Below are 26,001 nucleotides of genomic sequence, written 5' to 3'. Positions count from 1 at the left end.
ATGCCTGAATGAGGTGGTGCTCCGATGGCCGCCGGCCCTCCCTCGCCCCCCGATGCCGACCCGGCCTTTCCCTGCGACGGCTCCGCGACCTCACGGCGGACAAGACGTACGGCCGTGACGATGTTCTGGAGCGCGGTCGCCGCCGTCGTCCTGGTCGTGACCATGTCCGGTCGCGACACCGACACACCCGGAGCCGGCCGTGCCCCCCACGCCGCACCGGCGGTCGAGTCGTCCGCCCCCTCGACGGCCCGGTCCGCCCCGCCCGACCGACAGACCGAGGGCGAGCATCTGCCGCGGGCCCGGCCGCTCCGGCTGCTCATCCCCAAGATCGCCGTCAGCGCGCCCTTCACCGACCTCGCCATCGGCGGTACGGGCCAGCTCGAACCCCCACCGGCCCACAACACCAACCTCGTGGGCTGGTACGCCAAGGGCGCGTCCCCCGGCGAGCCGGGCACGTCGATCATCGCCGGGCACGTGGACACGGCGACGTCCCCCGCGGTGTTCGCGAGACTGAGCGAGCTGGAGCAGGGCGACAGCTTCCAGGTGCTGAGGGCGGACGGGCGCAGCGCGGCCTTCGTGATCGACAGCGTGGAGACGTTCGACAAGAACACCTTCCCCAGCAGACGCGTGTACGGCGACACCTCCCGGAGCCTGGTCCGGCTCATCACCTGCGCCGGGGACTACGACCGCCAGGCCAGGGACTACACCGCGAACCTGGTCGTCTTCGCCCATCTCGCCTGAATCGCCCCCCGCCCGGGCCGGACTCCTTCCCGAACCGCCGCACTCCGCGCTGACCTCGTGTCTTACAGTGACTGCGACCCATTCCGGTGACTGAGCCTGTGAGGTAGTCGCGAACCATGCCGACCGAGACGTTTGAGTTCCAGGTAGAGGCCCGTCAGCTGCTCCAGTTGATGATCCATTCGGTCTACTCGAACAAGGATGTCTTCCTGCGGGAGCTCGTCTCCAACGCCTCCGACGCGCTGGACAAGCTGCGCCTGGAGAAGCTGCGGGACGACACCCTGGACGCCGATGTGACCGATCTGCACGTCCGGATCGACCTCGACAAGGAGGCCCGCACCCTCACGGTCCGGGACAACGGCATCGGGATGTCGTACGACGAGGTCGGGAAGCTCATCGGCACCATCGCCAACTCGGGGACGGCCACGTTCCTGAAGGAGCTGCGCGAAGCGCAGGACGCGGCCGGGGCCGAGGGGCTCATCGGCCAGTTCGGCGTCGGCTTCTACTCCGGCTTCATGGTGGCGGACGAAGTGACGCTGGTGACCCGGCGCGCCGGTGAGGGCCACGGCACCCGCTGGACGTCGCGCGGTGAGGCCACCTACACGCTGGAGACGGTGGACGACGCGCCGCAGGGCACGTCCGTCACCCTCCACCTCAAGCCCGCCGACCCCGAGAACCAGCTCCACGACTACACCTCCCCCTGGACCGTCAGGGAGATCATCAAGCGCTACTCGGACTTCATCACCTGGCCGATCCGCATGGTCCCGGAGACCGGCGACGGCGACACCACGCCCGAGCCCGAGACGCTGAACTCGATGAAGGCCCTGTGGGCGCGTTCGCGTGACGAGGTGTCCGACGACGAGTACCACGAGCTCTACAAGCACATCAGCCACGACTGGCGCGAACCCCTGGAGACGATCCGCCTCCAGGCGGAGGGCACCTTCGAGTACCAGGCCCTGCTCTTCGTGCCCTCGCACGCCCCGCACGACCTGTTCACCCGGGACTTCAAGCGCGGCGTCCAGCTCTATGTGAAGCGCGTCTTCATCATGGACGACTGCGAGGCGCTGCTGCCGCCCTACCTGCGCTTCGTCAAGGGCGTCGTCGACGCGGCCGACCTCTCGCTCAACGTCTCCCGCGAGATCCTCCAGCAGGACCGGCACATCCGGATGATGCAGCGCCGGCTGACCAAGAAGGTCCTGTCCACGGTCAAGGAGTTCATGACCAAGGACAGCGACCGCTACGGCACGTTCTGGCGGGAGTTCGGCACCGTCCTCAAGGAGGGCCTGGTCACCGACTCCGAGAACCGCGAGGCCATCCTCGCCGTCGCCTCGTTCGCGACCACCCACTCCGACGACGAGCCGACCACGCTCGCGCAGTACGTGGAGCGCATGAAGGACGGCCAGGACGACATCTACTACATCACCGGCGAGTCCCGGCAGAGCATCGAGAACTCCCCGCACATGGAGGCGTTCCGGGACAAGGGCATCGAGGTCCTGCTGCTCACCGACGCCGTCGACGAGGTGTGGGTCGACACCGTCGGCGAGTACGAGGGCAAGAAGCTGCGGTCCGTCGCCAAGGGCGAGATCGACCTCGACACCGAGGGCGACGAGAAGGCCGACGGGGAGCGGGAGAAGCAGGCCGAGGAGTACGCCGGTCTGCTCGGCTGGATGCAGGAGCAGCTGGACGAGGACATCAAGGAGGTGCGGCTGTCGGCGCGGCTCACCGTATCCCCGGCCTGCGTCGTCTCCGACGCGCACGATCTGACGCCGGCCCTGGAGAACATGTACCGGGCGATGGGCCAGGAGGTGCCGCGCACCAAGCGGATCCTGGAGCTCAACCCCGGTCACCTGCTGGTGAAGGGCCTCCACCAGGCGTACCGGGAGCGCGAGGACCGCTCGGGGCTCGCCGAGTCCGCCGAACTGCTGCACACGCTGGCGGTGCTCGCCGAGGGCGGTCAGCCCAAGGACCCCGCCCGGTTCGTGAAGCTGGTGGCGGACCGGCTGGAGCGCACCCTGTAGCCGACGGCGCGTGAGCCATGTGGACGTGTGCGCGGGCCGTTGTCAGTGGCCCGCGCTACCTTCCTTGGAGTCGGCTTCCAGCCCCGTTCCTGGAGGATTCATGGCCACGCGTCTCAACCCCTACATCACCTTCGCCGGCGACGCCCGCCAGGCGATGGAGTTCTACCAGGAGGTCCTGGGCGGCACCCTGACGCTCAACACCTACGGTGATTTCGGCCAGAAGGACACCCCCATGGCCGACAAGATCATGCACGGCATGCTGGAGACCCCCAGCGACTTCACCCTCATGGGCGCCGACACCCCGACGGACGACCACAACCCCGGCAACAACTTCTCCGTGAGCCTGAGCGGCGACGACGAGGCCGAACTGCGCGGCTACTGGGAGAAGCTGTCCGAGGGCGCCCATGTGACCGTGCCGCTGGACAAGCAGATGTGGGGCGACGTCTTCGGCATGTGTACGGACCGCTTCGGCATCACCTGGATGGTCAACATCGCCGGAGAGGGCCGCTGAGCGGGCCTGCCCGGGGCGTCACTTCGGCAGCCATGCGCGCAGGGCGTCGATGAGCCGGCCGAGGGCGGGCTCATCGGTGGAGCGGTCGGTCATCACCGTACGGCCGTCGAACCGGAGCGTGTACTGGAACAGGTCCGCCGCCTCCGTGTTCTTCGTGAGGTCGGCGACATCGTCCAGGGCCGGATCGCCGAGCAGCGTACGCAGCTCGGTGAACTGGGCCGTGTCGGTACGGCGCACAGTACGTTCGCCCTTGTCGGCGGTGTGTATGGTGCCGTCGCCCCGTAGGGTCACCTCCTGGTGCACCCCGGCGAAACCACCGGTGACCTCCATGGTCACCAGCTTCTGGTCCGGTCCGGTGACGGGGACCGGCGAGGGGGCCGGGGAGGCCGGAGGCGGTGCCGAAGAGGGCGCCGAGCCGGATGCGGCGGGCGGGCTGCCGGCCGCCGCATCCGTCGGCTCCACCGCGCTGCCGTCCCCTTCGAAGGAGCAGCCGGCCGGCCCCAGCACCGCGGCCACCACCATGACAACCGCCCCCGCCGTCCGCCTGCCGAACACCGCGCCCCCAGCCGTCGATGGCGTCAACTGGAGTGTCCCTACCACGGAATGAGCGCCTCCGGACCCCGTGCGCGGCCGGTCGTCGGACAGCGGTGATTTTCGGCCCACCTGTTCACGTACCGCCCAGGAGTGCAGGTACGGGGCGTAAACACCGCGGGGGAAGGGAAGCAGCTATACGGCGAACCGCGGGGAGTGGTCGGCTGCGCCCGGGATGTCGGGCCCGAAGCGCTGGGAGGGTCCGTGCATGGGCGGGCAGCCCCTGTATCTCGCACCGCGGCTGGCAGCGCGGCTGCGCTCGTTACTGGACGCCCCGGATCTGCTGCACACGCTCACCGACGGTCTCGGGTCTCCGCTGAACCTGGTCGTGCCGGACCAACTCGTCGACAATCTCCGGCAGTTCCGCTCCGTGTACGGCAAGCACCACCTGGCCGGCCAGGTGTTCTTCGCCCACAAGGCCAACCGCTCCAGCGCCCTGCTGCGGCGGCTCGCCGCCACCGACGCCGGCGTGGACGTCGCATCGCTGGGGGAACTGCAACACGCCCTGGGCGCCGGCTTCACCCCTGACCGGATCACCGCCACCGGCCCGAAGAACCCGGAGTTCCTGTGGCTGGCGGCCCGGACCTCGGTCACCGTCAGCCTGGACACGCGCGGCGAACTGGACCAACTCGCCACGCTGATACGCAAACACACGCTGCCCAGGGCTCGCATCCTGCTGCGGCTGTCGGGCTTCGAGACGTCCGGCGTACGGGTACTGAGCAGACGCAGCCGATTCGGCACCGCGGCGGGGGAGTCGGGCCCCCTGCTGGAGGCCGTCGAGCGGCACACCGACGTGGTCGACCTGCTCGGCGTGGCCTACCACCTGGACACGACGAGCCTCACCGAGAAGGCTACGGCGCTCGAAGGCTGTCTTCGCATGCTGGAGGAGTGCCGCCGACGGGGGCTCAGGCCCCGGGCCGTCGACATCGGCGGCGGATTCGGCGTCGACTACCTTGCCGACGGCGGACAGTGGGACCGGTACACGACCGAACTCACCGAGGCCGTACTGGGCACCCGCCCGCCCCTGACCTACGGCGGTCACGGCTACGGACTGCGCAGCGAGGCCGGCACCCTGCGCGGCACGCTCGGCCTGTACCCCGCTCACCGTCCGGTCGCCGGAGCCCGCTACCTCGACGAACTGCTCTCGCACCCGGCCACGTCCATGGACGGCCGCCCTCTGGCCGCGCTGCTCCTGGAGCACCTCTACGACCTGCACACCGAACCCGGCCGAGCACTCCTCGACCAGTGCGGAGTGACGCTGGGCAAGGTGCTGGAGGTCCGCGACCAGGAGACCGGCGGCCCGCTTGCCGTACGGCTCGCGGCCAAGGCCGACGACGTGGCGCTGGAGGAACACGGCGTGCTGATGGACCCCCTCGTCATCCCCCGGGACACGGCAGGCGCGGTCACAGGTCCGGGAACCGGCCCGGTCGCCGGGGCCGAACCGGTCGCCGTCCATCTCTTCGGCAGCCGGTGCCTGGAGTCCGACCTGATCACCCGCCGTACGGTCTTCCTGCCCCACCGCCCCGAACCGGGCGATCTGTTGGCCTTCGCCAACACGGCCGGATACTGCATGGACTTCCACGCCACCCGTGCCCAGCACCAGCCCGTCGCGCGCAAGGTCGCCGCCTGGCAGGAGGGCGGCACCTGGCGCTGGTGCCTGGACGACCAGTACTGGCCGACCACACCCGTGGGGGGAGCGCAGTGAGGTACGACAGCATCACCGAGGCCATCGGCAACACACCGCTGGTACGCATCGATCCGGCCGTGCACGGCCTCGGACACATCGACCTGTACGCCAAGCTGGAACTGCTCAACCCCTTCGGTTCGGTGAAGGACCGGGCCGCCTGGAACATGGCCCGACCGCACCTGACAGCCACAGCAGCATCTGCATCCGGAGCCGCATCCGCAGGGTCGTCATCCGCCTCGGCCGGAGAACGCGGCCAGGTCGTCGAGCTGTCGAGCGGCAACACCGCCAAGGCCCTGGCCGTCCTCGCGGGTATGCACGGCCTGTCCTTCAAGAGTGTCACCAACCGGATGCGCATCCCGGAGATCAAGGACCTGCTCCTGCTGCTCGGCGCGGAGATCGAGGAACTGCCCGGCCAGAGCGAGTGCCTGGACCCGACCGCCACCGACGACCCGCTCACCCTCTTCCACCGCACGCTCGCCGAGCCCGGCAGCACGTATCTGCACACCGACCAGTACTTCAACCCGCGCAACACCGAGGCCCACTTCACCGGCACCGGACCGGAGATAGTCAAGGACCTGGACGGCCGGGCGCCCGACTGGTTCATCGCATGCGTCGGCACCGCCGGCTCCTCCACCGGAGTCGCCCGCGCCCTGCGCGAACACGACCCCGCCGTACGGGTCGTCGGCCTGGTCGCCGCCAAGTCCGACTTCATCCCCGGCATCCGCACCATCGACGAGGCGCACGAGGTGGGCCTGTTCGACCCCGGCACCTACGACACCATCGAGTCGGTGAGCGCCGACGAGGCCATCGAGGGGATGCTGACCCTCAACCGCCGCTGCGGCATCCTGGCCGGGCCCACCGGAGGGGCCGCCTACTTCGGTGCCGTACGCCAACTACGGGCCGTCGAAACGGAACTGACGGCACGCCAGTCAGCGGTCTTCATCGTCTGCGACCGCGTCGAGAGCTATCTCAGCTACGTCCGCCGACGGCGCCCCGACCTCTTCGGCGGCCCGCGCCGCAGGAACTCCCCGGCAGACCTGCCGGACGCCGAGATCCGCACGGCACCGGCCATCGGCGTCGCGGACGCCCAGGCGTGGATCGGCACCGGAGAACCGCTCGTCGTGGACCTGCGCAGCCCCTACGCCTACGCCGCCCTGCACATCGACGGCTCGCTCAACATCGTCGACGAGCTCTTCGAGGAACTCCTCCACGGCGGTCTGCCGTTCAGCCGCAACCGCCCGGTCCTGCTGGCCTGCCCGGTCGGCGAGAAGTCCGCCCGCTACGCCGCCCTGCTGACCCGGATGGGCCACCCGGACGTCCGCAGCCTGACCGGCGGCATCATCGCCTGGCGCGACGCCGGCGCACCCCTCGTACGGGACTGAGCCCATGACCGTACCCAGGACGGACGCCCACGTCCCTTGTCTCATCGATGAGTTGAGGGAGTGGCAGCGCACCCTGCGCGCCCAGTTCCCGATCATCACCGGGCACCCGGAACTGGCCTACCTGGACAGCGCGGCCACCGCCCAGAAGCCGCAGGCCGTACTGGACGCCGTGCACGCCTACCTCACCACGACCAACGCCAACGCCGGACGCGGCACCTACCCCTGGGCCAACCGGACCACGGCCCTGGTCGAGCAGGCCCGCGACCGGGTGAAGGGGTTCCTGGCCGACCCCGCACCGGAGCGCTCGGCCGTGCACTTCACCAGCGGCACCACCGAGGGCCTGCGCACCGTCGCCCGTGACTGGCTGCCCGGGCTCCTCGCCGACGGCGACGAGATCGTCGTCCCGGTCGCCGACCACGAGGCCAACATCGCGCCCTGGCTGGAGGCCCAACGGGACCTGGCCCGGCAGGGCGTGCACATCCGGGTCCGGCCGATGCCGTACCAGCGGTCGTCCGGCGACTACGACCACATCGCGCTCGCCGAACTCGCCGGTGAGCGAACCCGGTTCGTCGCCGTCACCCACGTCCACCACGTGTACGGCGGCAACATGAACATCCACCGCATCCGCCGGGCCGTCGGTCCGGACGCGGTCATCTGTCTGGACGCCGCCCAGAGCGTCGGTCATCTACCGGTGTCCGTGGCCGACCTGGACGTCGACTTCCTCGTCTTCTCCGGGCACAAGGCCATGGCCCTGCCCGGCACCGGAGCCGTCTGGGCCCGCCAGGCGCGCGGGCCGGAGTTCGCGCCGGGCGGCTGGTCCGGCACCCCCAACACGGTCGGTATCGCTTCCCTCGCCGCCGCCCTGGACTGGCTCGACACCGTCGGTACCGACCGGATCGAGCAGTGGACGGTCGCCCTGGCGGCCCGGCTCACCGACGCCCTGCGCCACCTGGACGCCTACGAGATCCTCGGCTGTCGGAGCAGCCTGGCCGCCGACTCGTCCGTGCAGCGGCGCCAGGGCATCGTGACTTTCCGTCATCGCGCCGTCGACTCCGCCGACCTGGGCTTCATCCTTTTCAGCCACGGCTTCATGGTCCGCTCCGACCACCACTGCCAGGGCGGGGCGGGGGAGCGGACCGGCTCGGTGCGGGTGAGCCTGCACATCCACAACACCGCCGAGGAGATCGACCGGCTGCTGACCGTCCTCGCCGCGCTCGGGTGAGGTGCCGCCATTAGAGCTAATGGGAACCGTTTCCACCTGTAGGGTCGGCGGCGGCAGGGGAACAGGTGCGAGACGGCAAGGTGGCACGACCGGATGGGGCTGAGTCTGGCAACGGCGGAGCGCTGGGTGGAGCGCTGGGAACGCCAGCAGCAGCGGTACGCCGTGGACCGTGAGGAGCGGTTCACGGTGATCGCCGACGTGGTGGAGCGGGCCGTGACCGGCCGGTCGGCCAGGCCGCTCGTCGTGGATCTCGGCTGTGGCCCCGGATCGCTCGCGGCGCGGCTGGTGCGTCGGCTGCCGGACGCCGACATCGTTGCCGTGGACCGCGACCCCCTGCTCTTGGAGCTGGCCCGCACCCACCACGCCGACGCCGCCCGCTACGTCGACGTCGTCATCGGCGAGGAGGGTTGGACGCACGCCCTTCGCCTCGACCGCCCGCTGGACGCGGCCGTGTCCACGACTGCCCTGCACTATCTGAGCCCGGACGCCCTGCACCGCACCTACCGGCAGCTCGCGGCACTGCTGCGGCCCGGCGGTGTCCTCGTCAACGGCGACCACTTCCCGCACGACGACACCGCGCTCGCCGAACTCGCCGGGTGGGTGGGGCGCCGGCACGCCGAGCGCCGGCACGCCCTGGCGCACGAGGACTGGGACTCCTGGTGGACGGCGGTCGCAGAGGACCCCGAGCTGGCCGACCTCCTCGCCGAACGGCGGCGCCGGGAGCCCGTCACCGGGACCGACTGCGCGGCGCGGCTGTCCGTGTCCGCACACGAACGGCTGCTGTGGCGGGCGGGGTTCGGGCATGCCGGGGTCGTCTGGCAGTACGGCGCCAGCCATGTCGTCGTCGCCGTCCGCTGACGCGGGCCGCCGCTCGCGCCCACAGCGGTCGATGTGCGCAACGTCGGCCTCACCAGGTTCCAGCTGTCGTCTGTCGGCCGGGGCCACACCAAGCACAGCTAAAGGTTCACACCGACACCTTGACAGCGTGCGTACGGTTTCGCGACGTTTGAGCCTCGCCACAAAGTTCGACATGGGGGAAAATGTGGTGAGGCGCCAGTAAGTGCGTCTTGGGGGGATTCTGGGGGGAGCGGTATCGCCATGCGATCCACTAGCGCCATCACGATTCACAGACCCGAGGAGCTGAGCGAGTCGCTGCGCCGGGCGTGGCACCGGGCGATGGACGAGTCGCCCGACTACGCCAACCCCTTTCTGTCGCCGGAGTTCACGAGGGGCGTGGGCAGGTACCGCGGTGGGGCCCGGGTGGCGGTGCTGCACGAGAACGGGGAGGCCGTCGGCTTCTTCCCGTACGAGCGCAACGCCTACGGTGTCGGCCGCGCCATCGGCTTGGGGCTCTCCGACTGCCAGGCCCTGGTGCACCGGCCGGGCGTCACCTGGGACACCCGGCAGCTGCTGCGGGCCTGCGGGCTGTCCGTCTTCGAGTTCGACCACCTCGTCGAGGAACAGCAGCCGTTCGGGCCGTACGTCACGGGCACGTTCGCCTCGCCCGTGCTCGACCTGAAGCCCGGCGAGGGCGGCTACCCGGAGTGGCTGCGCGCCACCTACCCGGGGCTGGCCAAGACGACGCTGAAGAAGGAGCGCCGACTGGGCCGGGACGCCGGCGAGGTGCGGTTCGTGTACGACGAGCGCGACCCGCGTGTGCTGCGCACCCTCATGCGCTGGAAGTCCGCCCAGTACCGCAGGACGGGGCGCATGGACCGGTTCTCCAGACCCTGGATCGTCGATCTGGTGGAGCACTTCTTCCAGGTCCGCGAGGAGTACTTCACCGGCATCCTGTCCGTCGTCTACGCCGGTGACCGGCCGGTCGCCGCGCACTTCGGGCCGCGGTCGCGCTCGGTGTTCGCGGCCTGGTTCACGGCGTACGACCCCGAGTTCGGCTACTACTCGCCCGGCCTGATGATGCACCTGAGGATGGCGGAGGCCGCGGGCCGGGACGGCGTGACGCTGATGGACATGGGGCGCGGCGAGAAGGAGTACAAGGACTGGCTCAAGACCCGTGAACTGCGTGTCGCCGAAGGGTTCGCGGCCCGGCCGCACCCGGTGGCGGCGGCCCACCGCATGTGGCGCAGACCGGTGCGCGGCCTGCGGAACACGGTCCTGGCCCACCCCAGGCTGCGTGAGCCCGCCGACCGCCTGCTGAAGACCGTCGGCACCCTGCGCACCCACCCGCCGGGTGTGGGGGCCCGCGCCCGCTGAGCGGACCCCCTCCCGTCACTCGTCATGCGAGGGCGCCGTATCGACGGCCCGTCGCGGTCCCCCATCTCCCAGCGGAGGCCTCGAACGACGTTCGAGAAGCCGCACCGCCCGCCTCGCGACCTTCTACGGACGCTTCCACGGAAGAGGTGACCATGCCGTACGGATCGCGGCTCGCCGCGATGATGACACGGCGCATCGGACGCGAATGCGTCTACACGCCCTCGGCCCGACTCGCCCTGTACCTGGCGCTGCGGCGCTGGTGCCGGCCGGGCGCACGGGTGCTGATGTCCCCGGTGAACGACGACGTGATCCTCTTCGTCGTCCTCGCGGCCGGACTGCGCCCCGTCCAAGCCCCCGTGTCCCGGTGGGACGGCAACATCGACCCGGCCGCCGTACCGGAGTCCACCTGGCGCAACGTGGACGCCGTCCTGACCACGAACCTGTACGGCCTGCCCGACCGCGTCGTCGAACTGCGCCGCCGCTGCGACGCGTTGGGGATCCCGCTGATCGAGGACGCGGCGCACGCCATCGGCACGCACGTGGACGGACAGCCGATCGGCACCTTCGGACGAGCGGCGGCGTTCAGCCTCTCCAAGCACGTCGCGGCGATGGCCGGCGGCTTCCTCGCCGTGGACGACGCGCGCACCCGGCGGGAGCTGGAGCTGCTGCGCGACGACCTGCTGACGCCGCGCCGACTGCGCGACGACCTGTCCACCACCCTGCGCCCACTGGCCCGCTCCACCGTACGCACCCTCCACCTGGTCCGCCCGGTGTGGCGCACCATGCAGCGCCTGGGCCTGCTGGAACGAGACGACTTCCGCATGGCCCTGCACGCACCCCGCCTCGCCGGCACTGCACGCAAGGCGCCGAGCCTGACCGCCTACGAGCCCTGGGTACGGGTCGACCTGCACGGCTTCCGCTCCCGCCACGGGGCCATGGTCCGGGGGCAGTTGGGGCTGCGGATGTCCCTCATCGACGGCGACCTGGCCCGGCGCAGGACCGGTGTCTCCCTGCTGTCCGGCACCACCTGGGCCTCCCCGGCACTGCGCGACCAGCCCGGCGACGGCCCGCCGTCCCTGTTCCGGGTGCCGCTCCTGGTGCACGACCGCGACACCCTCCTCGAACGCCTGGTGAACCACGGCGTGGTCGCCGGATACGTCTACGACCCGCCGCTCGACGACTACGCGGGCGCCGAGTTCGTCGAACCGTCCCCCGACCCCTCGGCCGCTCGCTGGTTCGCCGCTCACTCCCTGCCGGCCGACCCCCTCCTGGCCCGCAGGATCGCGGGCGCCCTGACGAAGGAGCGGGCCACGCCCGCACACGCGCCGCTCCCGGCCAAGCCCGTGCTGGACACCACGCCCACACCGCCCACCCCGCTGGGCCAGTAGAGACCGCATCGGGGGCCCGCCGGCGCCGGCCCGCGCCGCCGGGCCCCACCTTGCCTACCCTGGAGATGTGGCTCGGTCCAACGACGAGGTCGCCGCACTGTTCCAGGAGTACGCGGACCTGATCTCGATCACCGGAGGGGACGCGTTCAGGGCGCGTACCTACGAGAAGGCCGCCAGGTCGATCGGCGGCTACCACGCCGACGTGTCCACGCTCGACGTCAAGGGGCTCCAGGAGATCCCCAACGTCGGCAAGTCGACCGCCCAGAAGATCATCGAGTACTTCACCGCCGGCCAGGTGTCCGCCGTCGAGGAACTGCGTGCGAAGATCCCCGCCGGCGTCCGGCAGCTGACCGCCATCCCCACCCTCGGCCCGAAGAAGGCCCTCGTCCTCTACGAGGAACTGGGCATCTCCACCATCGAGGAGCTCGCCGACGCGATCCACGAGGAGCGGCTGCGCGACCTCAAGGGCTTCGGGCCGAAGACGGAGGAGAACATCCTGCACGGCATCGGCCTGCTGAAGTCCTCCGGCGACCGGGTCCTGATCGACGTCGCCATGCGCCTCGCCGAGGACATCGTCGCCGAGATGTCACAGGTCACCGGCTGCGAACGCTGCGCCTACGCCGGATCGCTGCGCCGCGTCCGCGAGACGATCGGCGACATCGACATCCTCGTCGCGTCGAAGAAGCCGACGCCGGTCATGCGTGCCTTCACCGAGCTGCCGTACGTCGCGGAGGTCATCGCACATGGCGAGAAGAAGACGTCGATCCGTACCGACAAGGGCCTCCAGGTCGACCTGCGGGTCGTGCCGCCGGATTCCTGGGGTGCGGCGATGCAGTACTTCACCGGGTCGAAGGCGCACAACATCCGCACCCGCGAGATCGCGGTCCATAAGAAGCTCAAGCTGTCCGAGTACGGGCTCTTCGACACCGAGACCGGCGACAGGATCGTCTCCAAGACGGAGGAGGACGTGTACGCCCGGCTCGGCCTGCCCTGGATCCCGCCCTCCCTGCGCGAGGACCGGGGCGAGATCGAGGCCGGGCTGCGCGGTGAGCTGCCCGAGCTGATCCAGGAACAGGACATCCGGGGCGACCTGCACACCCACACCGACCTCACCGACGGGCTCGCCCCGCTGGAGGAGATGGTCGCCGCGGCCGCCGAGCGCGGCTACGCCTACTACGCGGTCACCGACCACGGCCCCGACATGGCCATGCAGCGCATGACCGACGAACGCATCCTGGCGCAGCGCGAACGCGTCCGCGAGCTCGACGGGGAGTACGGCGGGCGGGGCGGCCGGGGAGGCATGCGGGTGCTGCACGGCGCGGAGCTGAACATCGGCCCGGACGGCGACGTGGACTGGCCGCCGGAGTTCCTCGCCGGGTTCGACCTGTGCGTGGCGTCGGTGCACTCGCACTTCAACCAGGGGCGCGAGGAGCTGACCCGGCGGATCGTCCGGGCCTGCGAGAACCCGCACGTCCACATCATCGGCCACCCCACCACGCGCCTCCTCGGCAGGCGGCCCGCCATCGACGCCGACCTCGACGCGGTCTTCGCCGCCTGTGCCCGCACCGGCACCGCCCTGGAGATCAACTCCCACCCGGACCGGCTCGACCTGCGCGACGAGGACATCCTGCGGGCCCGGCGGCACGGCGTGCGGTTCGCCGTCGACAGCGACGCCCACGCCGTACTCCACCTGGCCAACCTGCGCTACGGCGTCGGCACGGCGCAGCGCGGCTGGCTCACCAAGGACGACGTGATCAACACCTGGCCGCTGACCAGGCTGCGACGCTTCCTGAAGAAGTCCCAGAAGAAGTCCTAGAGGAACGGCGTACCCGGATCGAGCCCGGACAGGACCCGGCCGTAGATCTCCAGGTTGGTCGCGGGATTCACGAACGAGTGCAGACTCAGCGCGTGCAGATCGCGCACCGCCCGCTGCATCGGCACCTCCCGGTGCAGCGACGACGCCCCGGACGCCGAGCCCAGCAGATCGACGGCCTCCTTGCACAGCCGCGCCACATAGCCGCTCTGCGCCCGGATCCTGGCCCGCTCCTCGGGCGTGTACGGCTCGCCGGACTCGGCCCGCGACTCGATCAGGGCGACGAACTCGGCGGTCAGCAGCTCGGCGCAGGAGATCTTCATGGCCGCCTCGGCCGCCTGCAGATGGGTGACCGTCGCCTCGTTCTGCCGCTGGTGGAAGGTGTACGTGATGCCCCGCCGGTGGCTGCGCTCGGTGAACTCCGCCAGCGCCGAGCGGGCCAGACCGAGCGCGTTCGGCGCCGTCCACGCGCAGAACAGCAGCAGGACGGGCATCCGGTAGAACGGGTCGTCGGCGTTGGTCTTCGACGGGAAGCCGCCCGTCAGCAACGGCCCGACCGGCAGGACCCGGTGTGCGGGGACGACCACGTCCCGTGCGACGACGCTGTTGCTGCCACTGCCCGCCAGTCCCGAGACGTACCAGTCGTCGAGGATCTCCAGCTCGGCCATCGGCACGGCCGTCCACAGCACCTCGGGCGGACCCCCGCCGGACTCGGACTCGACCCGGACCGTCAGCAGATGCCAGTCGGCGTCGTGACAGCCGGTGGCGAAGGCCGACGTGCCGTTGACGACGTAGCCGCCGTCCGACCGGACCGCCGTCGCGTCCGGGATCAGGGTGCCGCCCACCCTGACGTCGGGGCCGGTGAAGATCTCGTCCTGCGCCTCGTCCGGGAAGAGCGCCGCGATGTAGGAGCAGCCGGCCTGGATCAGCGTCTTGAACGCGGTCGAGCCGCACGCCGCCGCGATCTCGGTCACCGCGTCCACCTGGGTGCGCAGCCGGCTCTGGTAGCCGCCGTAGCGCCGGGGGACGTTCATCCGGTGGATCCCGGCCTCCGTCAGTGCCGCGGCGACCTCGGGCGCCACCCGCCGCTCCTGTTCGGTGCGCAGCGCGTGCTCGCGGACGAGAGGGCGCAGCGCCCGTACGCGTGCGACCAGATCGACGTCGGTTCCAGCTGGCGCCATGGGTGACCTCCCGGGCACGACGAGCCCTCACCGTGACGCGCTTCCCGTGCACTGTCAACGGCCCCTGTGGAAGCCGGAGTTGAAGCCGGTCACCGGGTGGCGCGGTCCGTGAAATTCGTCCGTTTGGGCGGGTGCCGGGAAGGGGAGCGGGCCGGGTCGTCCGGGTCAGGCTTTGCCCATCTCGCCGCAGAGGGGTTGTCCTGACATTCCGTCCCTGCCTAGGGTCATCTTCGTAGTGCAAGCGCTTTCTGGTGCGGGCTGTCCGCCGGCCGTCCGAGGAGAACTGCATGTCCCGAAGTCCCGCCCACCGCCGCGTCGCCGTGATCGGTACCGGCGCCATCGTCAGCGGAAGCCATCTGCCCGCGCTGAGACACCACGCGGACCGGGCGGAGCTGGTCGCCGCCGTCGATGTGGACCAGGCCCGGCTGGACGCCTTCCGGCAGCTCGCGGGCGAGGAGGTCGCCGGGTACACCTCGACGGACGCCATGCTGGACGCCGTACGCCCCGATCTGGTGCTGATCGGCACGCCGCCGTCGCTGCACCGGGAGCAGACCGTCGCCGCGCTCAAGGCGGGGGCCTGGGTGCTGTGCGAGAAGCCGCTGTGTCTGTCGCTGTCCGAGTACGACGACATCGCGGCGGCCGAGGAGGCGTCGGGGGCGTATGCGTCGGTGGTGTTCCAGCACCGCTACGGCTCCGGAGCCGTGCACGCCCGGGAGCTGATCGCGAGCGGTCAGCTGGGCGCCCCGCTGGTGGCGCACTGCCAGACGACCTGGCACCGCGACGCCGCGTACTACGCGGTGCCCTGGCGCGGACGCTGGGCCAGCGAGGGCGGCGGGCCGACGATGGGGCACGGCATCCACCAGTTCGACCTGCTGCTGCACCTGCTCGGCCCCTGGTCGGAGATCCGGGCCATGGCCGCGCGGCTGGTCCACGACACCGAGAGTGAGGACGTCTCGACGGCCCTCGTACGGTTCGAGAACGGCGCCCTCGCCACCGTCGTCAACAGCGTGCTCTCCCCGCACGAAGTCAGCCGTATCCGTATCGACTGCGCCGACGCGACGGTCGAGCTCACGCACCTGTACGGCCACCGCAACGACGACTGGGTCTACACCCCGGCCCCGCACGTCCCCTCCGAGCGCGCCACCGCCTGGCGCACCCCCGCGACGGACGTGCCCAGCTCGCACACGGCACAGCTCGGCGCCCTCCTCGACGCCTACGACAACGGTGTGCGGCCGCCCGGCAGCGGCCCCGACGCGCGGGTCACCCTCGACTTCGCCGCCGCCCTCTACAAGGCCGCGTTCACGGACCGCACGGTGCTCGCAGGGGAGATCGGGCCGTGCGACCCCTTCTACCCGGCCATGCACGGCGACGACCCCCACTGGGCCCCCAAGGAGCGCGCATGAGCATCCGCGTCACCCACGCGCACGGCGACCACATCGCGGTCACGGCCGCGAACGGCACCGAGATCCTGCGGTACGTCTACCGCCCCGACCCCGACGCGTTCGAGTCCCGCAAGCCCTACGCCCACCCGGTGCGCACCCTCGCCGGGCACACCGTGACCGGCTACCGGCCCAGCGACCACCGCTGGCACAAGGGCCTGCAGATGACCGCGAGCCATCTGTCCGGCCAGAATTTCTGGGGCGGCAACTCCTACGTCCACGGCGAGGGCTACCTCCCGCTGCCCGAGCGCGTCGGCTCGATGCGGCACGACGGCTTCTCGCTGTTCACGGCGGACGACGACCGGCTCGCCGTCACCGAGGACCTCACCTGGGTCGAGAACGGCGGCGAGGAGTGGGCACGCGAGGTGCGCGGGCTCACCGTCCACTCGGTGGACGAGGCGGCCGGTGCCTGGGCCCTGGACTGGTCGATCCGGCTGACCAACCTCCGAGCCGAGCCGTTGGCCTTCGGCTCGCCCACCACGGCGGGCCGTGAGATGGCCGGCTACACCGGACTCCAGTGGCGCGGGCCCCGCGACTTCACCGGGGGCACTGCCTTCGGACCCGACCTCGACGGGGGAGCGGGCGCGGACGCGGGCAAGCTGATGGGCACGCAGGCCCCGTGGCTCGCGTTCACCACCGAGCACGACGACGTCGACGGGCACTCCACACTCGTCTTCGCGCACGCCCCCGAGAACCTGGACGAGCGCTCCGCGATCCACGAGTCGCACTGGTTCGTGCGCTCTGAGCCGATCCCGACGGTCGCGTTCTCCTGGGCCTTCTTCGAGGAGTTCGAGCTGCCGCCCGGTGAGTCCTTCGCCTACCGCTACCGGGTGGTCTTCGCCGACGGGGCCTGGGACCGGGAGCGGGTGGGCGCTCACCTGGAGGCACTGCCGTGGTGAAGCCGAACCTGCCGCACCCGCTGCCCGGCGCGGTCGGCCTGTCCCACCTCAGCGCCTACGACTGGGAGGCCGCCGACGGAGTGTGCGGCGGCAGCCCGCATCTGCACCTGGTGTGCACCGAGGCGTACGTCGTCACCGCAGGCCGGGGCGCGGTGCAGACGCTGAGCCCCGACGGCTACCGGGACATCCCGCTGGAGCCGGGCTCGGTCGCCTGGTTCACGCCCGGGACCGTGCACCGGATGGTCCAGGGCGGCGATCTGCGCATCACGGTGCTGATGCAGAACAGCGGACTGCCCGAGGCCGGGGACGCCGTCTTCACCTTCCCGCCCGAGGTCCTCGCGGATCCGCAGCGGTACGCGGCCGCGGCCACGCTGCCGCCCGGCACCGGCCCGAAGACGGCGGCCGCCGCACGCCGCCGCAGGGACCTCGCCGTCGAGGGTTACCTCGCCCTGCGCGAGAGGCTCGTCGCCGGGGACGACGGGCCGTACCGGGAGTTCCAGCGCGCCGCTGCCCGGCTGGTGCGCGCCAAGGTGCCGAACTGGCGGGAGCTGTGGCGGGCCGGCGCCCTGGCCACGGCCGAGCGAACGGGCGCCCAGCTCGACGCCCTGGAGGCGGGGGAGCCGGCGTACCTCGCCGACGCGACCGCTCACGAGACGGCGCCCACCCGGCTCGGCGGCTTCGGGATGTGCGGCCACCGGGACGAGTACAACCTGCCCGGGACGACGCTGCCGTACGGCGGCGAATAGGGGATCAGGGGGACCGAGGGGGGCCAACGGAAAGCCCGAGGAGAGGAGAGGTGACCTCGGCATGCCCGGACACAGGACAAAGGGGTTCTGCGCGTCGGCCGCCGCACTAGCGCTCTGCGCGGTGCTGGCGGGCTGCGGAGGATCCGGGGAGTCGGTCGGCGGCGGCAAAGTCGTGCTGCGCTACACGTGGTGGGGCAACCCCGACCGCGCGGAACGCACCGAGCAGGCCCTGGCCCTGTTCGAGAAACAGCACCCGGACATTCAGGTGCAGACGTCGTTCTCCGCCTACGAGGCCTACAAACAGAAGCTCGCCACCCAGGCCGCCGGCGGCGACGCCCCCGACGTGATGCAGCTGGACTACCGGCAGATCGACCAGTACGCCTCCGGCGGCGTGCTGCTCGACCTCGCGCAGCAGAAGGCCGTACTGCGCACCGGTGAGATCGACGCGGGCCTGCTCGCCACCGGCCGGCTGGACGGCACGCAGTACGCGATCCCGCAGGGCCGCGGCACCGAGACCGTCGCCTACGACGTCAAGGCGTGGAAGGCGAGCGGGGTGCCGCTCCCCGGCAGGAGCTGGACCTGGACCCAATGGGCCGACACCATGCGCGAGTTGGCCGAGAGGACCGGCAAGCCCGGCGCCACCGACCCCGGCCAGAGCGAGGACTGCTTCGAGGTGTGGCTGCGAGGCCGGGGCAAGTCCCTCTACACGAAGGACGGCGGCCTCGGCTTCACCTCCGACGACCTGACCCGCTGGTGGACGTTCACCGACGGGCTCCGGCGCGAGGGCGTCGTCTCACCGGCCGAGCAGACGACCCAGCTCGACGGTTCCGTCGAGAACACTCCGCTCGGGCGCGGCGAGGCCACCACCGACGCCAACTGGGACGCTCCGGCCAGCGGATTCCTCGCCCTCATACCGAGCGGTGTCGCACTCGCACCGATGCCGTCGGGGGAGGACGGCACCCCCGGTCAGTACTTCAAGCCGTCGATGTTCCTCGGCGTCGGCGCCAACACCGCTCACGCCAAGCAGGCCGCCCAGCTCGTCGACTTCCTCGTCAACGACGCACAGGCCGCGAAGATCCTCGGCGCCACCCGCGGCATCCCCGTCAACGACGCCCTCCGCAAGGAGGTCGAGCCCCGGCTCAAGGACTTCGACCGGACGATCGCCGCCTACCAGACCTCCCTGGAGGGCACCCTCCAGCCCCCGCCACAGGCACCGCCCTCCGGTGACAACGCCCTGCAGACTACCTTCCAGCGCGACTACGACCAGGTGTCGTACGCGCGCATGTCGCCCCGCGAGGCGGCCGAGAACTACGTCACCGAGGCGAAGGCGGAGCTGAGGTCATGACCACCACCACGATCCGCACCGGGACGAAACCCGCCACTTCAGCCACCCCGAAACGCCGCCCCCGGCGCGAACGCCAGGGCCCCGCCTGGGTGTTCCTCTCCCCATGGGTGCTCGGCGCGACCGTGCTGACCCTGCTGCCGATGGCCGTGTCGCTGTACCTGTCCTTCACGGACTACGACCTGTTCAACCCGCCGCGCTGGGTGGGCCTGCGCAACTACGTCCAGATGTTCACCGAGGACCCGCGCTACTGGCGGTCGGTGCTGACCACCGTGACCTACGTCGTGATCGCCGTGCCGCTGCAACTGGCCCTGGCGCTGGCCGTCGCCCTCGCCCTGAAGTCCATGAAGCGCGGCAAGGGCTTCTACCGGTCCGCGTTCTACGCCCCCTCGCTGCTCGGCGCGTCGATGTCCATCGCGCTCGTCTGGCGGGCGATCTTCAACGACGGCGGCACGGTGGACAACCTGTTCGGCACCGGCGGCTGGGTGAACCGGCCCGGCTGGGCACTGCTCGCCGTGGCACTGCTGACGGTGTGGCAGTTCGGGGCACCGATGGTCATCTTCCTCGCCGGCCTCCAGCAGATCCCCGGTGAGCTCTACGAAGCGGCGGCCGTGGACGGCGCGGGGAAGTGGCGGCAGTTCCTGTCCGTCACGGTGCCCATGCTGTCCCCGGTCCTGTTCTTCAACCTCGTCCTCCAAACCATCCAGGCCTTCCAGGTCTTCACACCCGCCTTCGCGCTGAGTGCCGGCAAGGGCGGCCCCGCCGACTCGACACTCGTCTACACCCTCTACCTCTACGACCGCGGCTTCGTCGCCTCCCACATGGGCTACGCCTCCGCCATGGCCTGGGTGCTGCTGATCGTGATCGGCGCCGTCACGGCGGTGCTGTTCCGCACCTCGCGCTCCTGGGTCTTCTACGCCTCCGAGGGGGACCGATGACCACAACTGCCTTGACACGCAAGCCGGTTCGCTGGGGCCGTGTCGCCCTGCACCTCGGCTGTCTGGCCGCCCTGCTGGTGATGCTCTACCCGCTGGCCTGGCTGCTGGCGACCTCGCTCAAGCCGGCCGACGAGGTCATCGCGAGCCTGGACCTGCTGCCCCGCCACCTGGAGTGGTCGAACTACTCCACGGCCCTGGACGGCGTCAACGACGTCTCCATCTGGCGCCTGTTGGCCAACTCGCTGCTGATCGCGGGCGGCGCGGTCCTCGGCAACGTGATCAGCTGCTCGCTCGCCGCCTACGCCTTCGCGCGCCTGCGGTTCCGGTTCCGTGGGCCGCTGTTCGCGTTCATGATCGCCACGATCATGCTGCCGCACCACGCGGTGCTGATCCCGCAGTACATCATCTTCAACCAGCTCGGCCTGGTGAACACCTACTGGCCGCTGATCCTGCCGAAGTTCCTGGCGACGGAGGCCTTCTTCGTGTTCCTCATCGTGCAGTTCATGCGCGGTCTGCCGCGTGAGCTGGAGGAGGCGGCCCGCATCGACGGCTGCGGCCCGTTCCGCAGCTTCTTCCAGGTCGTACTGCCGCTGACCCGCCCCGCGCTGATCACGACCGCCATCTTCACCTTCATCTGGACGTGGAACGACTTCTTCACCCAGCTCATCTACCTCTTCGACCCGGACAAGTTCACGCTCACGCTCGCCCTGCGGTCGTTCGTGGACGCCTCCAGCACCTCGGCGTTCGGCCCGATGTTCGCGCTGTCCGTGATCGCGCTGCTGCCGATCGTGCTGTTCTTCCTCGCTTTCCAGCGCTTCCTGGTGGAGGGCATGGCCAGCTCCGGGCTGAAGGGGTGAGCGGGATGCCGACACGTGAGGCGGGTGAGGTGTTCGGCCCGCGCATGACCCTGTTCGCCGACGTACTGAGCGTCGGCCTCGCCACAGCCGTGGCAGGCCTGCCCCTGCTGACCGCACCGGCCGCGCTGTCGACGGCGTGTGCGGTGCTGCGGGGAGCCCGGGAGGGTGAACCGGCCACCGCCGGGCGGTACTTCGCGCTGCTCCGGCGGCGGCTGCGGACCGGCGACCTGACGGCGGGCGTCCTCGCACTGGCGGGTGCGCTGCTGCTGGCCGCCGATCTGGCGCTGGCCGGGGCGGGGCTGCCGGGTGCGCCGGTGTTCGCGGTGACGGCCGCCGCGATCGGCGCGTGCGCCGCGGTGGTGGGCCTCAGGGCCTGCGCCCGCCCCGAGTCGCTCACCGACTGGCGGGCGGCCGTACGGGAGGCCGCCCGGGACGCCGTACAGGACGTGGGCGGCAGCGGCCTGGTGCTGCTCGCGGTGGCGACCGCCGCCCTGTGTGCCTGGATGCTGGTGCCGCTCGCGTTCCTCGCCCCGGGGCCGTTGGCCCTGGCGCTGACTGCTGTTCATGTCCGACGGACCGTCATGTCCAAGAGTTAAGAGCGCATTGGGGCACCTGCGGTGTGAAGGATGGTTGGCGCGTAAATCATCTTGTCATGAACCTGCGATCCGATGGACGGGTCGCAGTCTCATGGAGGTGTGCCATGCACCGCAGACTCGCCACCGCACTGACCGCCTCGGCCTTCTCCCTCCTCACCGTCATCGGCGCCGCCTCGGCCGCCGAGGCCGCCCCCGCCGACAAGCCCCAGGTCCTCGCCGGCTGGACCCAGACCAGCGCGTCCAGCTACAACGCCTGGGTCACCGCCCGCGGCAACCAGTCCGCCTGGGCCGCCTACGGCTTCGACTGGTCCACCGACTACTGCTCCTCCTCGCCCGACAACCCCTTCGGCTTCCCCTTCGCCACGTCCTGCGCCCGCCACGACTTCGGCTACCGCAACTACAAGGCGCTGGGCACCTTCAGCGCCAACAAGGCGCGCCTCGACAGCGCCTTCTACGAGGACCTCAAGCGTGTGTGCGCGGGCTATGGCGGGGCGACGAAGTCCGCCTGCGACAGCACCGCCTGGACCTACTACCAGGCCGTGAAGGCCTTCGGCTGAGAGCGGCTGAGAGCGGCTGAGAGCGGCTGAGAGCGGCTGAGAGCAGCAGAGAGCAGCGCAACGCGGAGGGGGCGCCGCGCGAGCGGCGCCCCCTCCGTCCGTGGGCGGTCAGCCCGCGGCCCGGAACGAGCGCAGCCGCAGCGAGTTGCCCACCACGAACACCGACGAGAAGGCCATCGCCGCCCCGGCGATCATCGGGTTGAGCAGTCCGGCCGCGGCGAGCGGCAGGGCGGCGACGTTGTAGGCGAAGGCCCAGAACAGGTTGGACCGGATGGTGCCGAGCGTCCTGCGGGCGAGCCGGATGGCGTCGGCGGCGACGCGGAGGTCACCGCGCACCAGGGTGAGGTCGCCGGCCTCGATCGCGGCGTCCGTGCCCGTGCCCATCGCCAGTCCCAGGTCGGCCTGGGCCAGGGCGGCGGCGTCGTTGACCCCGTCGCCGACCATGGCGACCGAACGGCCCTCGCCCTGAAGGCGCTTGACCACGTCGGCCTTGTCCTGTGGCAGGACCTCGGCGACGACGTCCTCGGGCGCTATGCCGACCTCGCGGGCCACCGCCTGGGCGACGGCCTTGTTGTCGCCGGTCAGCAGCATCGGGGTGAGACCGAGGGCGCGCAGCCGCCGTATCGCCTCGGGGCTGGTCTCCTTCACCGCGTCGGCGACCTCCAGGACCGCCCGTGCCGCACCGTCCCAGGCGACCGCGATGGCGGTACGACCGGCGGTCTCGGCCTCGGACTTGGCCCGCCGCAGATCCTCGGGCAGCTCCATCGCCCTCCCCCGCTCTCGACTCCGCGAGAGCGGGGGGACCCCCATCGCCAGCAGCCGCTCCCGGCCGACGAGCACCGCATGCCCGTCCACGATGCCCTGCACCCCGAGCCCTGGCACGTTCGCGAAGTCCTCCGGCGCGGGCAGCGAACCCAGCTTCTCCAGCGCCCCGTCGGCCACGGCACGGGCGATCGGATGCTCGGAGGCGTGCTCCAACGCGCCCGCGAGCCGCAGCACCTCGGCCTCGTCGGTGGTGTCGGCGGTGTGCACGGCCAGCAGGGTCATCCGGCCCGTGGTCACGGTGCCCGTCTTGTCCAGGACGATCGTGTCGACCTTGCGCGTGGACTCCAGCACCTCAGGCCCCTTGATCAGAATGCCGAGCTGTGCGCCCCGCCCGGTGCCCACCATCAGCGCGGTCGGCGTGGCAAGGCCCAGCGCGCACGGGCAGGCGATGATCAGTACGGCGACCGCCGCGGTGAAGGCGGCGGCCACACCGGGGCCGTTGCCGAGCCAGAAGCCGAGGGTGCCCAGTGCCAGCGCGATCACGACCGGCACGAAGACGGCGGAGATCCGGTCCGCGAGCCGCTGCGCCGCGGCCTTGCCGTTCTGCGCGTCCTCCACCAGCCGGGCCATCCGGGCGAGCTGGGTGTCGGCGCCCACGCGGGTCGCCTCCACGACCAGGCGCCCGCCCGCGTTGATCGTCGCGCCGGTGACCGGGTCGCCCTCGGCCACCTCGACCGGTACGGACTCGCCGGTGAGCATCGAGGCGTCCACCGCCGACGAACCCTCGACGACCGTTCCGTCGGTGGCGATCTTCTCGCCGGGGCGCACCAGGAAACGGTCGCCGACCTTCAACTCGGCGACGGGGACGGTCCGTTCGATGCCGTTCGCACCCAGCACGGTGACGTCCTTGGCGCCCAGTTCCAGCAGCGCCTTCAGTGCCGCGCCCGCCTTGCGCTTGGAACGGGCCTCGAAGTAGCGCCCGGCCAGAATGAAGGCGGTGACTCCGGCGGCCGCCTCCAGGTAGATGTTCCCGGAGCCGTCACCGCGGGAGATGGTCAGCTCGAAGGGGTGGGTCATGCCCGGCTCGCCCGCCGTGCCGAGGAACAGCGCCCACAGCGACCACAGGAACGCGGCCGACGTGCCGACCGAGATCAGCGTGTCCATGGTGGCCGCGCCGTGCCGCAGATTGGTGAACGCCGCCTTGTGGAAGGGCCAGGCGGCATACGTCACGACGGGCGCCGCCAGCGTGAGCGACAGCCACTGCCAGTACTCGAACTGCAGGGCCGGGATCATGGCCATCGCGACGACGGGCACGGCCAGCGTCACCGCGGTGACCAACCGCTGCCGCAGCGGCCGTAGTCCGTCGTCCTCGTCGGTGTGCTCGGCCTCGTCCCGCTCGGGCGGCGCCGGCTCCTGCGCGGTGTAGCCGGTCGCCTCGACGGTGGCGATCAGGTCCTGGACGGAGACGTCACCGTCGTAGCTCACCTTCGCCTTCTCGGTGGCGTAGTTGACGGTGGCCGTCACCCCGTCCATCCGGTTCAGTTTCTTCTCGATGCGCGCCGCGCACGAGGCGCAGGTCATGCCGCCGATGGCGAGCTCTACCTCGGTGGCGGGGTGGGACGCGGTGGTGGTCATCGCTGCTCCTCGTGCGGGTGGGGCCCGAAGGCCCGGTGCGGTCGGGCCCGGGCGGTTCGGGACGGGGTCAGGCGGCGCGGCCGGTCAGCTCGTAGCCGGCCTCGTCCACGACGTCGGCGATCACGGCGTCGTCGGGCTCGGTGGCACTGGTGACGGTGACCCGGCCGGTCGCGAGATCGACGCCGACCTCGGTGACGCCGTCCAGCTCGCCTATGGCCGTGGTGAGCGTGGCCTTGCAGTGGGCGCAGCTCATGCCGGAGACGGCGTATGTGGTGGTGGCCATGGGGTTCCTCCTGAGAAGCGGGGCCGAAGCCGGGTCCGTGACGGGTCGGGTTCGACCCGGATACGGGGTGGGGGTATCCTTCCGGTGTCATGTATACCCCCAGGGGGTAGGTAAGGCAAGGCTGGGACCGGGTTGACTTGATACCCCCCAGGGGTATGGTGAAGTGCATTGAAGGACCGTACCGAGGCATCCGACCCGCAGGAGACCGTCATGCATGCCGGACTGAGGATCACCGCGTTCGCCGCCGCACTGGCCGCGACCTTCGGCACCGCCTACGGCGCGGGCCAGGGCATCGACCCCGTCGTGAAGGACCCCGCACCCGCCCGCCACGAGAGTCACGGCGAGGCGTCGCCCGAAGCGGAGGGAGCGGGCGGCCATGCCGGGCATGAGGCCCCGCCGGCGGGCGGGCTCCAGATCTCCGAGGGTGGCTACACCCTCGACCTGCGCACGCCGAGCGTCACCGCCGGAAAGCGCTCCGACCTGAGCTTTGTGATCCGCGACAGCGGAGGCCGCGCCGTCACCGCGTTCCAGCGCGAGCACGACAAGGAACTGCACCTCATCGTGGCCTCACGCGACCTGGCCACCTACCGTCATCTGCACCCCGTCCGCGCCGCCGACGGCACCTGGAGCATCCCCGTCGACCTGCCTCGCGCCGGCGGCTACCGCGTCTTCGCGGACTTCACCCCGGCGAAGCAGGACGCCGAGAACCTCGTCCTCGGCGCGGACCTGGCGGCGTCCGGCTCCTACGACCCGCAGCAGCTGCCCGCCCCGAACGCCACCGCGAAGATCCACGGCTACGAGGTCCGCCTGGACGGCGGCCTGCGCCCGGGCAAGGAGAGCGAACTCAAGCTGAAGGTCACCCGAGACGGTCGCCCGGTCACCAACCTCCAGCCCTACCTGGGTGCCTACGGACACCTGGTGGCCCTGCGCTCCGGCGACCTCGCCTACCTGCACGTCCACCCGAACGGCGAACCCGGCGACGGCGAGACGAAGCCCGGCCCGCAGATCTCCTTCGCGGCCACGGCACCGAGCAGCGGCACATACCGCCTGTTCCTCGACTTCAAGCACGAGGGCAAGGTGCACACCGCGGCGTTCACGGTCCGCGCCGGCGCCGGAGCGACCACCGCAGAGACGCCCGCGCACGACGACGGGGCCGAGGAGCACGCGCACTGAGCGGCTCGGACGCGGCGGGGCACGGG

General features: G+C 71.0%; 23 protein-coding genes. 19 read left to right on the top strand and 4 right to left on the bottom strand.

The genetic code is table 11. The features are described from left to right. Window positions 1-24 precede the first annotated feature (24 nt). The 3 genes from POF73_RS08135 to POF73_RS08125 all read left to right on the top strand — a co-directional run bounded on the left by POF73_RS08135 (window position 25) and on the right by POF73_RS08125 (window position 3,267). On the top strand, window positions 25-741 hold the full coding sequence (locus POF73_RS08135; protein ID WP_272113846.1) for a class F sortase: 717 nt from the start codon (window positions 25-27) through the stop codon (window positions 739-741). A gap of 116 nt (window positions 742-857) precedes the next feature. Beyond that, window positions 858-2,756, top strand: a complete 1,899-nt coding sequence (gene htpG, locus POF73_RS08130; protein WP_272113845.1) for a molecular chaperone HtpG — start codon at window positions 858-860, stop codon at window positions 2,754-2,756. Between the two features lie 100 nt (window positions 2,757-2,856). After that, on the top strand, window positions 2,857-3,267 hold the full coding sequence (locus POF73_RS08125; protein WP_272113844.1) for a VOC family protein: 411 nt from the start codon (window positions 2,857-2,859) through the stop codon (window positions 3,265-3,267). 18 nt (window positions 3,268-3,285) lie between these two features. Here POF73_RS08125 and POF73_RS08120 read toward each other — a convergent pair whose 3' ends face one another. Then, entirely contained in the window at window positions 3,286-3,849 is a 564-nt protein-coding gene (locus tag POF73_RS08120; protein WP_272113843.1) for a hypothetical protein, read from the bottom strand. Window positions 3,850-4,066: 217 nt separating this feature from the next. Between POF73_RS08120 and POF73_RS08115 the strand changes: the two genes are divergently transcribed. The 7 genes from POF73_RS08115 to polX all read left to right on the top strand — a co-directional run bounded on the left by POF73_RS08115 (window position 4,067) and on the right by polX (window position 13,567). Further along, the gene (locus POF73_RS08115; RefSeq protein ID WP_272113842.1) at window positions 4,067-5,563 is read left to right on the top strand and encodes a Y4yA family PLP-dependent enzyme; all 1,497 of its coding nucleotides are present in this window, start codon (window positions 4,067-4,069) and stop codon (window positions 5,561-5,563) included. Then, window positions 5,560-6,927 carry a pyridoxal-phosphate dependent enzyme gene (locus POF73_RS08110; RefSeq protein WP_272113841.1) on the top strand — a complete coding sequence of 456 codons (1,368 nt, stop codon included), beginning with the start codon at window positions 5,560-5,562 and terminating at the stop codon, window positions 6,925-6,927. Before POF73_RS08115 ends, POF73_RS08110 begins: the two co-directional genes overlap by 4 nt. A gap of 4 nt (window positions 6,928-6,931) precedes the next feature. After that, complete coding sequence (locus POF73_RS08105) at window positions 6,932-8,149, top strand: aminotransferase class V-fold PLP-dependent enzyme (protein ID WP_272113840.1); 1,218 nt, start codon at window positions 6,932-6,934, stop codon at window positions 8,147-8,149. A gap of 93 nt (window positions 8,150-8,242) precedes the next feature. Further along, window positions 8,243-9,007, top strand: a complete 765-nt coding sequence (locus POF73_RS08100; protein WP_272113839.1) for a class I SAM-dependent methyltransferase — start codon at window positions 8,243-8,245, stop codon at window positions 9,005-9,007. 240 nt (window positions 9,008-9,247) lie between these two features. Next, complete coding sequence (locus tag POF73_RS08095) at window positions 9,248-10,363, top strand: GNAT family N-acetyltransferase (RefSeq protein ID WP_272113838.1); 1,116 nt, start codon at window positions 9,248-9,250, stop codon at window positions 10,361-10,363. Window positions 10,364-10,515: 152 nt separating this feature from the next. After that, window positions 10,516-11,751, top strand: a complete 1,236-nt coding sequence (locus POF73_RS08090) for a DegT/DnrJ/EryC1/StrS family aminotransferase (RefSeq protein WP_272113837.1) — start codon at window positions 10,516-10,518, stop codon at window positions 11,749-11,751. A gap of 67 nt (window positions 11,752-11,818) precedes the next feature. Next, window positions 11,819-13,567 carry a DNA polymerase/3'-5' exonuclease PolX gene (gene polX / locus POF73_RS08085; RefSeq protein ID WP_272113836.1) on the top strand — a complete coding sequence of 583 codons (1,749 nt, stop codon included), beginning with the start codon at window positions 11,819-11,821 and terminating at the stop codon, window positions 13,565-13,567. On the opposite strand, the gene POF73_RS08080 is transcribed toward polX, so the two are convergent. Beyond that, entirely contained in the window at window positions 13,564-14,745 is a 1,182-nt protein-coding gene (locus POF73_RS08080; protein ID WP_272113835.1) for a flavin-dependent monooxygenase, read from the bottom strand. The two genes, polX and POF73_RS08080, sit on opposite strands and share 4 nt — an antisense overlap. A gap of 287 nt (window positions 14,746-15,032) precedes the next feature. Here POF73_RS08080 and POF73_RS08075 point away from each other — a divergent pair, with 287 nt between their 5' ends. The 8 genes from POF73_RS08075 to POF73_RS08040 all read left to right on the top strand — a co-directional run bounded on the left by POF73_RS08075 (window position 15,033) and on the right by POF73_RS08040 (window position 22,119). Continuing rightward, on the top strand, window positions 15,033-16,148 hold the full coding sequence (locus POF73_RS08075; protein ID WP_272113834.1) for a Gfo/Idh/MocA family protein: 1,116 nt from the start codon (window positions 15,033-15,035) through the stop codon (window positions 16,146-16,148). Next, window positions 16,145-17,083 (top strand): PmoA family protein, encoded by a 939-nt coding sequence (locus POF73_RS08070; protein WP_272113833.1) that lies wholly within the window; start codon window positions 16,145-16,147, stop codon window positions 17,081-17,083. The genes POF73_RS08075 and POF73_RS08070 overlap by 4 nt, the downstream gene beginning before the upstream one ends. Then, complete coding sequence (locus POF73_RS08065) at window positions 17,077-17,829, top strand: cupin (protein WP_272113832.1); 753 nt, start codon at window positions 17,077-17,079, stop codon at window positions 17,827-17,829. Before POF73_RS08070 ends, POF73_RS08065 begins: the two co-directional genes overlap by 7 nt. 61 nt (window positions 17,830-17,890) lie before the next feature. After that, window positions 17,891-19,174, top strand: a complete 1,284-nt coding sequence (locus POF73_RS08060; RefSeq protein ID WP_272113831.1) for an ABC transporter substrate-binding protein — start codon at window positions 17,891-17,893, stop codon at window positions 19,172-19,174. Further along, window positions 19,171-20,109, top strand: coding sequence for a carbohydrate ABC transporter permease (locus POF73_RS08055; RefSeq protein WP_272113830.1), 939 nt, complete (start codon window positions 19,171-19,173; stop codon window positions 20,107-20,109). Before POF73_RS08060 ends, POF73_RS08055 begins: the two co-directional genes overlap by 4 nt. Further along, window positions 20,106-20,966 (top strand): carbohydrate ABC transporter permease, encoded by an 861-nt coding sequence (locus POF73_RS08050; RefSeq protein ID WP_272113829.1) that lies wholly within the window; start codon window positions 20,106-20,108, stop codon window positions 20,964-20,966. Before POF73_RS08055 ends, POF73_RS08050 begins: the two co-directional genes overlap by 4 nt. A 5-nt stretch (window positions 20,967-20,971) precedes the next feature. Further along, window positions 20,972-21,562 carry a hypothetical protein gene (locus POF73_RS08045; RefSeq protein ID WP_272113828.1) on the top strand — a complete coding sequence of 197 codons (591 nt, stop codon included), beginning with the start codon at window positions 20,972-20,974 and terminating at the stop codon, window positions 21,560-21,562. A 104-nt stretch (window positions 21,563-21,666) separates the two neighbouring features. Further along, window positions 21,667-22,119, top strand: coding sequence for a phospholipase (locus POF73_RS08040; RefSeq protein ID WP_272113826.1), 453 nt, complete (start codon window positions 21,667-21,669; stop codon window positions 22,117-22,119). Between the two features lie 108 nt (window positions 22,120-22,227). Here POF73_RS08040 and POF73_RS08035 read toward each other — a convergent pair whose 3' ends face one another. Together POF73_RS08035 and POF73_RS08030 are read right to left on the bottom strand one after the other, a co-directional pair. Then, a complete protein-coding gene (locus POF73_RS08035; protein ID WP_272113825.1) occupies window positions 22,228-24,519 on the bottom strand; it encodes a heavy metal translocating P-type ATPase in 2,292 nt (763 codons plus the stop codon). A 67-nt stretch (window positions 24,520-24,586) separates the two neighbouring features. After that, complete coding sequence (locus POF73_RS08030; protein ID WP_272113824.1) at window positions 24,587-24,802, bottom strand: heavy-metal-associated domain-containing protein; 216 nt, start codon at window positions 24,800-24,802, stop codon at window positions 24,587-24,589. 210 nt (window positions 24,803-25,012) lie between these two features. Between POF73_RS08030 and POF73_RS08025 the strand changes: the two genes are divergently transcribed. After that, complete coding sequence (locus POF73_RS08025; protein WP_272113999.1) at window positions 25,013-25,975, top strand: hypothetical protein; 963 nt, start codon at window positions 25,013-25,015, stop codon at window positions 25,973-25,975. Window positions 25,976-26,001 lie beyond the last annotated feature (26 nt).

The organism is Streptomyces sp. HD, assembly GCF_028369295.1.
Taxonomy (GTDB): Bacteria; Actinomycetota; Actinomycetes; order Streptomycetales; family Streptomycetaceae; genus Streptomyces.
Note: the sequence above shows the minus strand (reverse complement) of the source record. Positions and strands in the feature narration are given on the sequence as shown.

What these genes read in the sequence shown, in the direction of transcription:
- POF73_RS08070 (WP_272113833.1), top strand. Translation starts at nt 16,145, where the DNA reads ATGAGCATCCGCGTCACCCACGCGCACGGCGACCACATCGCGGTCACG.
- POF73_RS08035 (WP_272113825.1), bottom strand. Translation starts at nt 24,519, where the DNA reads ATGACCACCACCGCGTCCCACCCCGCCACCGAGGTAGAGCTCGCCATC.
- POF73_RS08075 (WP_272113834.1), top strand. Translation starts at nt 15,033, where the DNA reads ATGTCCCGAAGTCCCGCCCACCGCCGCGTCGCCGTGATCGGTACCGGC.
- POF73_RS08090 (WP_272113837.1), top strand. Translation starts at nt 10,516, where the DNA reads ATGCCGTACGGATCGCGGCTCGCCGCGATGATGACACGGCGCATCGGA.
- POF73_RS08080 (WP_272113835.1), bottom strand. Translation starts at nt 14,745, where the DNA reads ATGGCGCCAGCTGGAACCGACGTCGATCTGGTCGCACGCGTACGGGCG.
- POF73_RS08095 (WP_272113838.1), top strand. Translation starts at nt 9,248, where the DNA reads ATGCGATCCACTAGCGCCATCACGATTCACAGACCCGAGGAGCTGAGC.
- POF73_RS08050 (WP_272113829.1), top strand. Translation starts at nt 20,106, where the DNA reads ATGACCACAACTGCCTTGACACGCAAGCCGGTTCGCTGGGGCCGTGTC.
- POF73_RS08105 (WP_272113840.1), top strand. Translation starts at nt 6,932, where the DNA reads ATGACCGTACCCAGGACGGACGCCCACGTCCCTTGTCTCATCGATGAG.
- POF73_RS08045 (WP_272113828.1), top strand. Translation starts at nt 20,972, where the DNA reads ATGCCGACACGTGAGGCGGGTGAGGTGTTCGGCCCGCGCATGACCCTG.
- POF73_RS08060 (WP_272113831.1), top strand. Translation starts at nt 17,891, where the DNA reads ATGCCCGGACACAGGACAAAGGGGTTCTGCGCGTCGGCCGCCGCACTA.
- POF73_RS08040 (WP_272113826.1), top strand. Translation starts at nt 21,667, where the DNA reads ATGCACCGCAGACTCGCCACCGCACTGACCGCCTCGGCCTTCTCCCTC.
- POF73_RS08030 (WP_272113824.1), bottom strand. Translation starts at nt 24,802, where the DNA reads ATGGCCACCACCACATACGCCGTCTCCGGCATGAGCTGCGCCCACTGC.
- POF73_RS08100 (WP_272113839.1), top strand. Translation starts at nt 8,243, where the DNA reads ATGGGGCTGAGTCTGGCAACGGCGGAGCGCTGGGTGGAGCGCTGGGAA.
- htpG (WP_272113845.1), top strand. Translation starts at nt 858, where the DNA reads ATGCCGACCGAGACGTTTGAGTTCCAGGTAGAGGCCCGTCAGCTGCTC.
- POF73_RS08055 (WP_272113830.1), top strand. Translation starts at nt 19,171, where the DNA reads ATGACCACCACCACGATCCGCACCGGGACGAAACCCGCCACTTCAGCC.
- POF73_RS08125 (WP_272113844.1), top strand. Translation starts at nt 2,857, where the DNA reads ATGGCCACGCGTCTCAACCCCTACATCACCTTCGCCGGCGACGCCCGC.
- POF73_RS08025 (WP_272113999.1), top strand. Translation starts at nt 25,013, where the DNA reads ATGCATGCCGGACTGAGGATCACCGCGTTCGCCGCCGCACTGGCCGCG.
- POF73_RS08135 (WP_272113846.1), top strand. Translation starts at nt 25, where the DNA reads ATGGCCGCCGGCCCTCCCTCGCCCCCCGATGCCGACCCGGCCTTTCCC.
- POF73_RS08115 (WP_272113842.1), top strand. Translation starts at nt 4,067, where the DNA reads ATGGGCGGGCAGCCCCTGTATCTCGCACCGCGGCTGGCAGCGCGGCTG.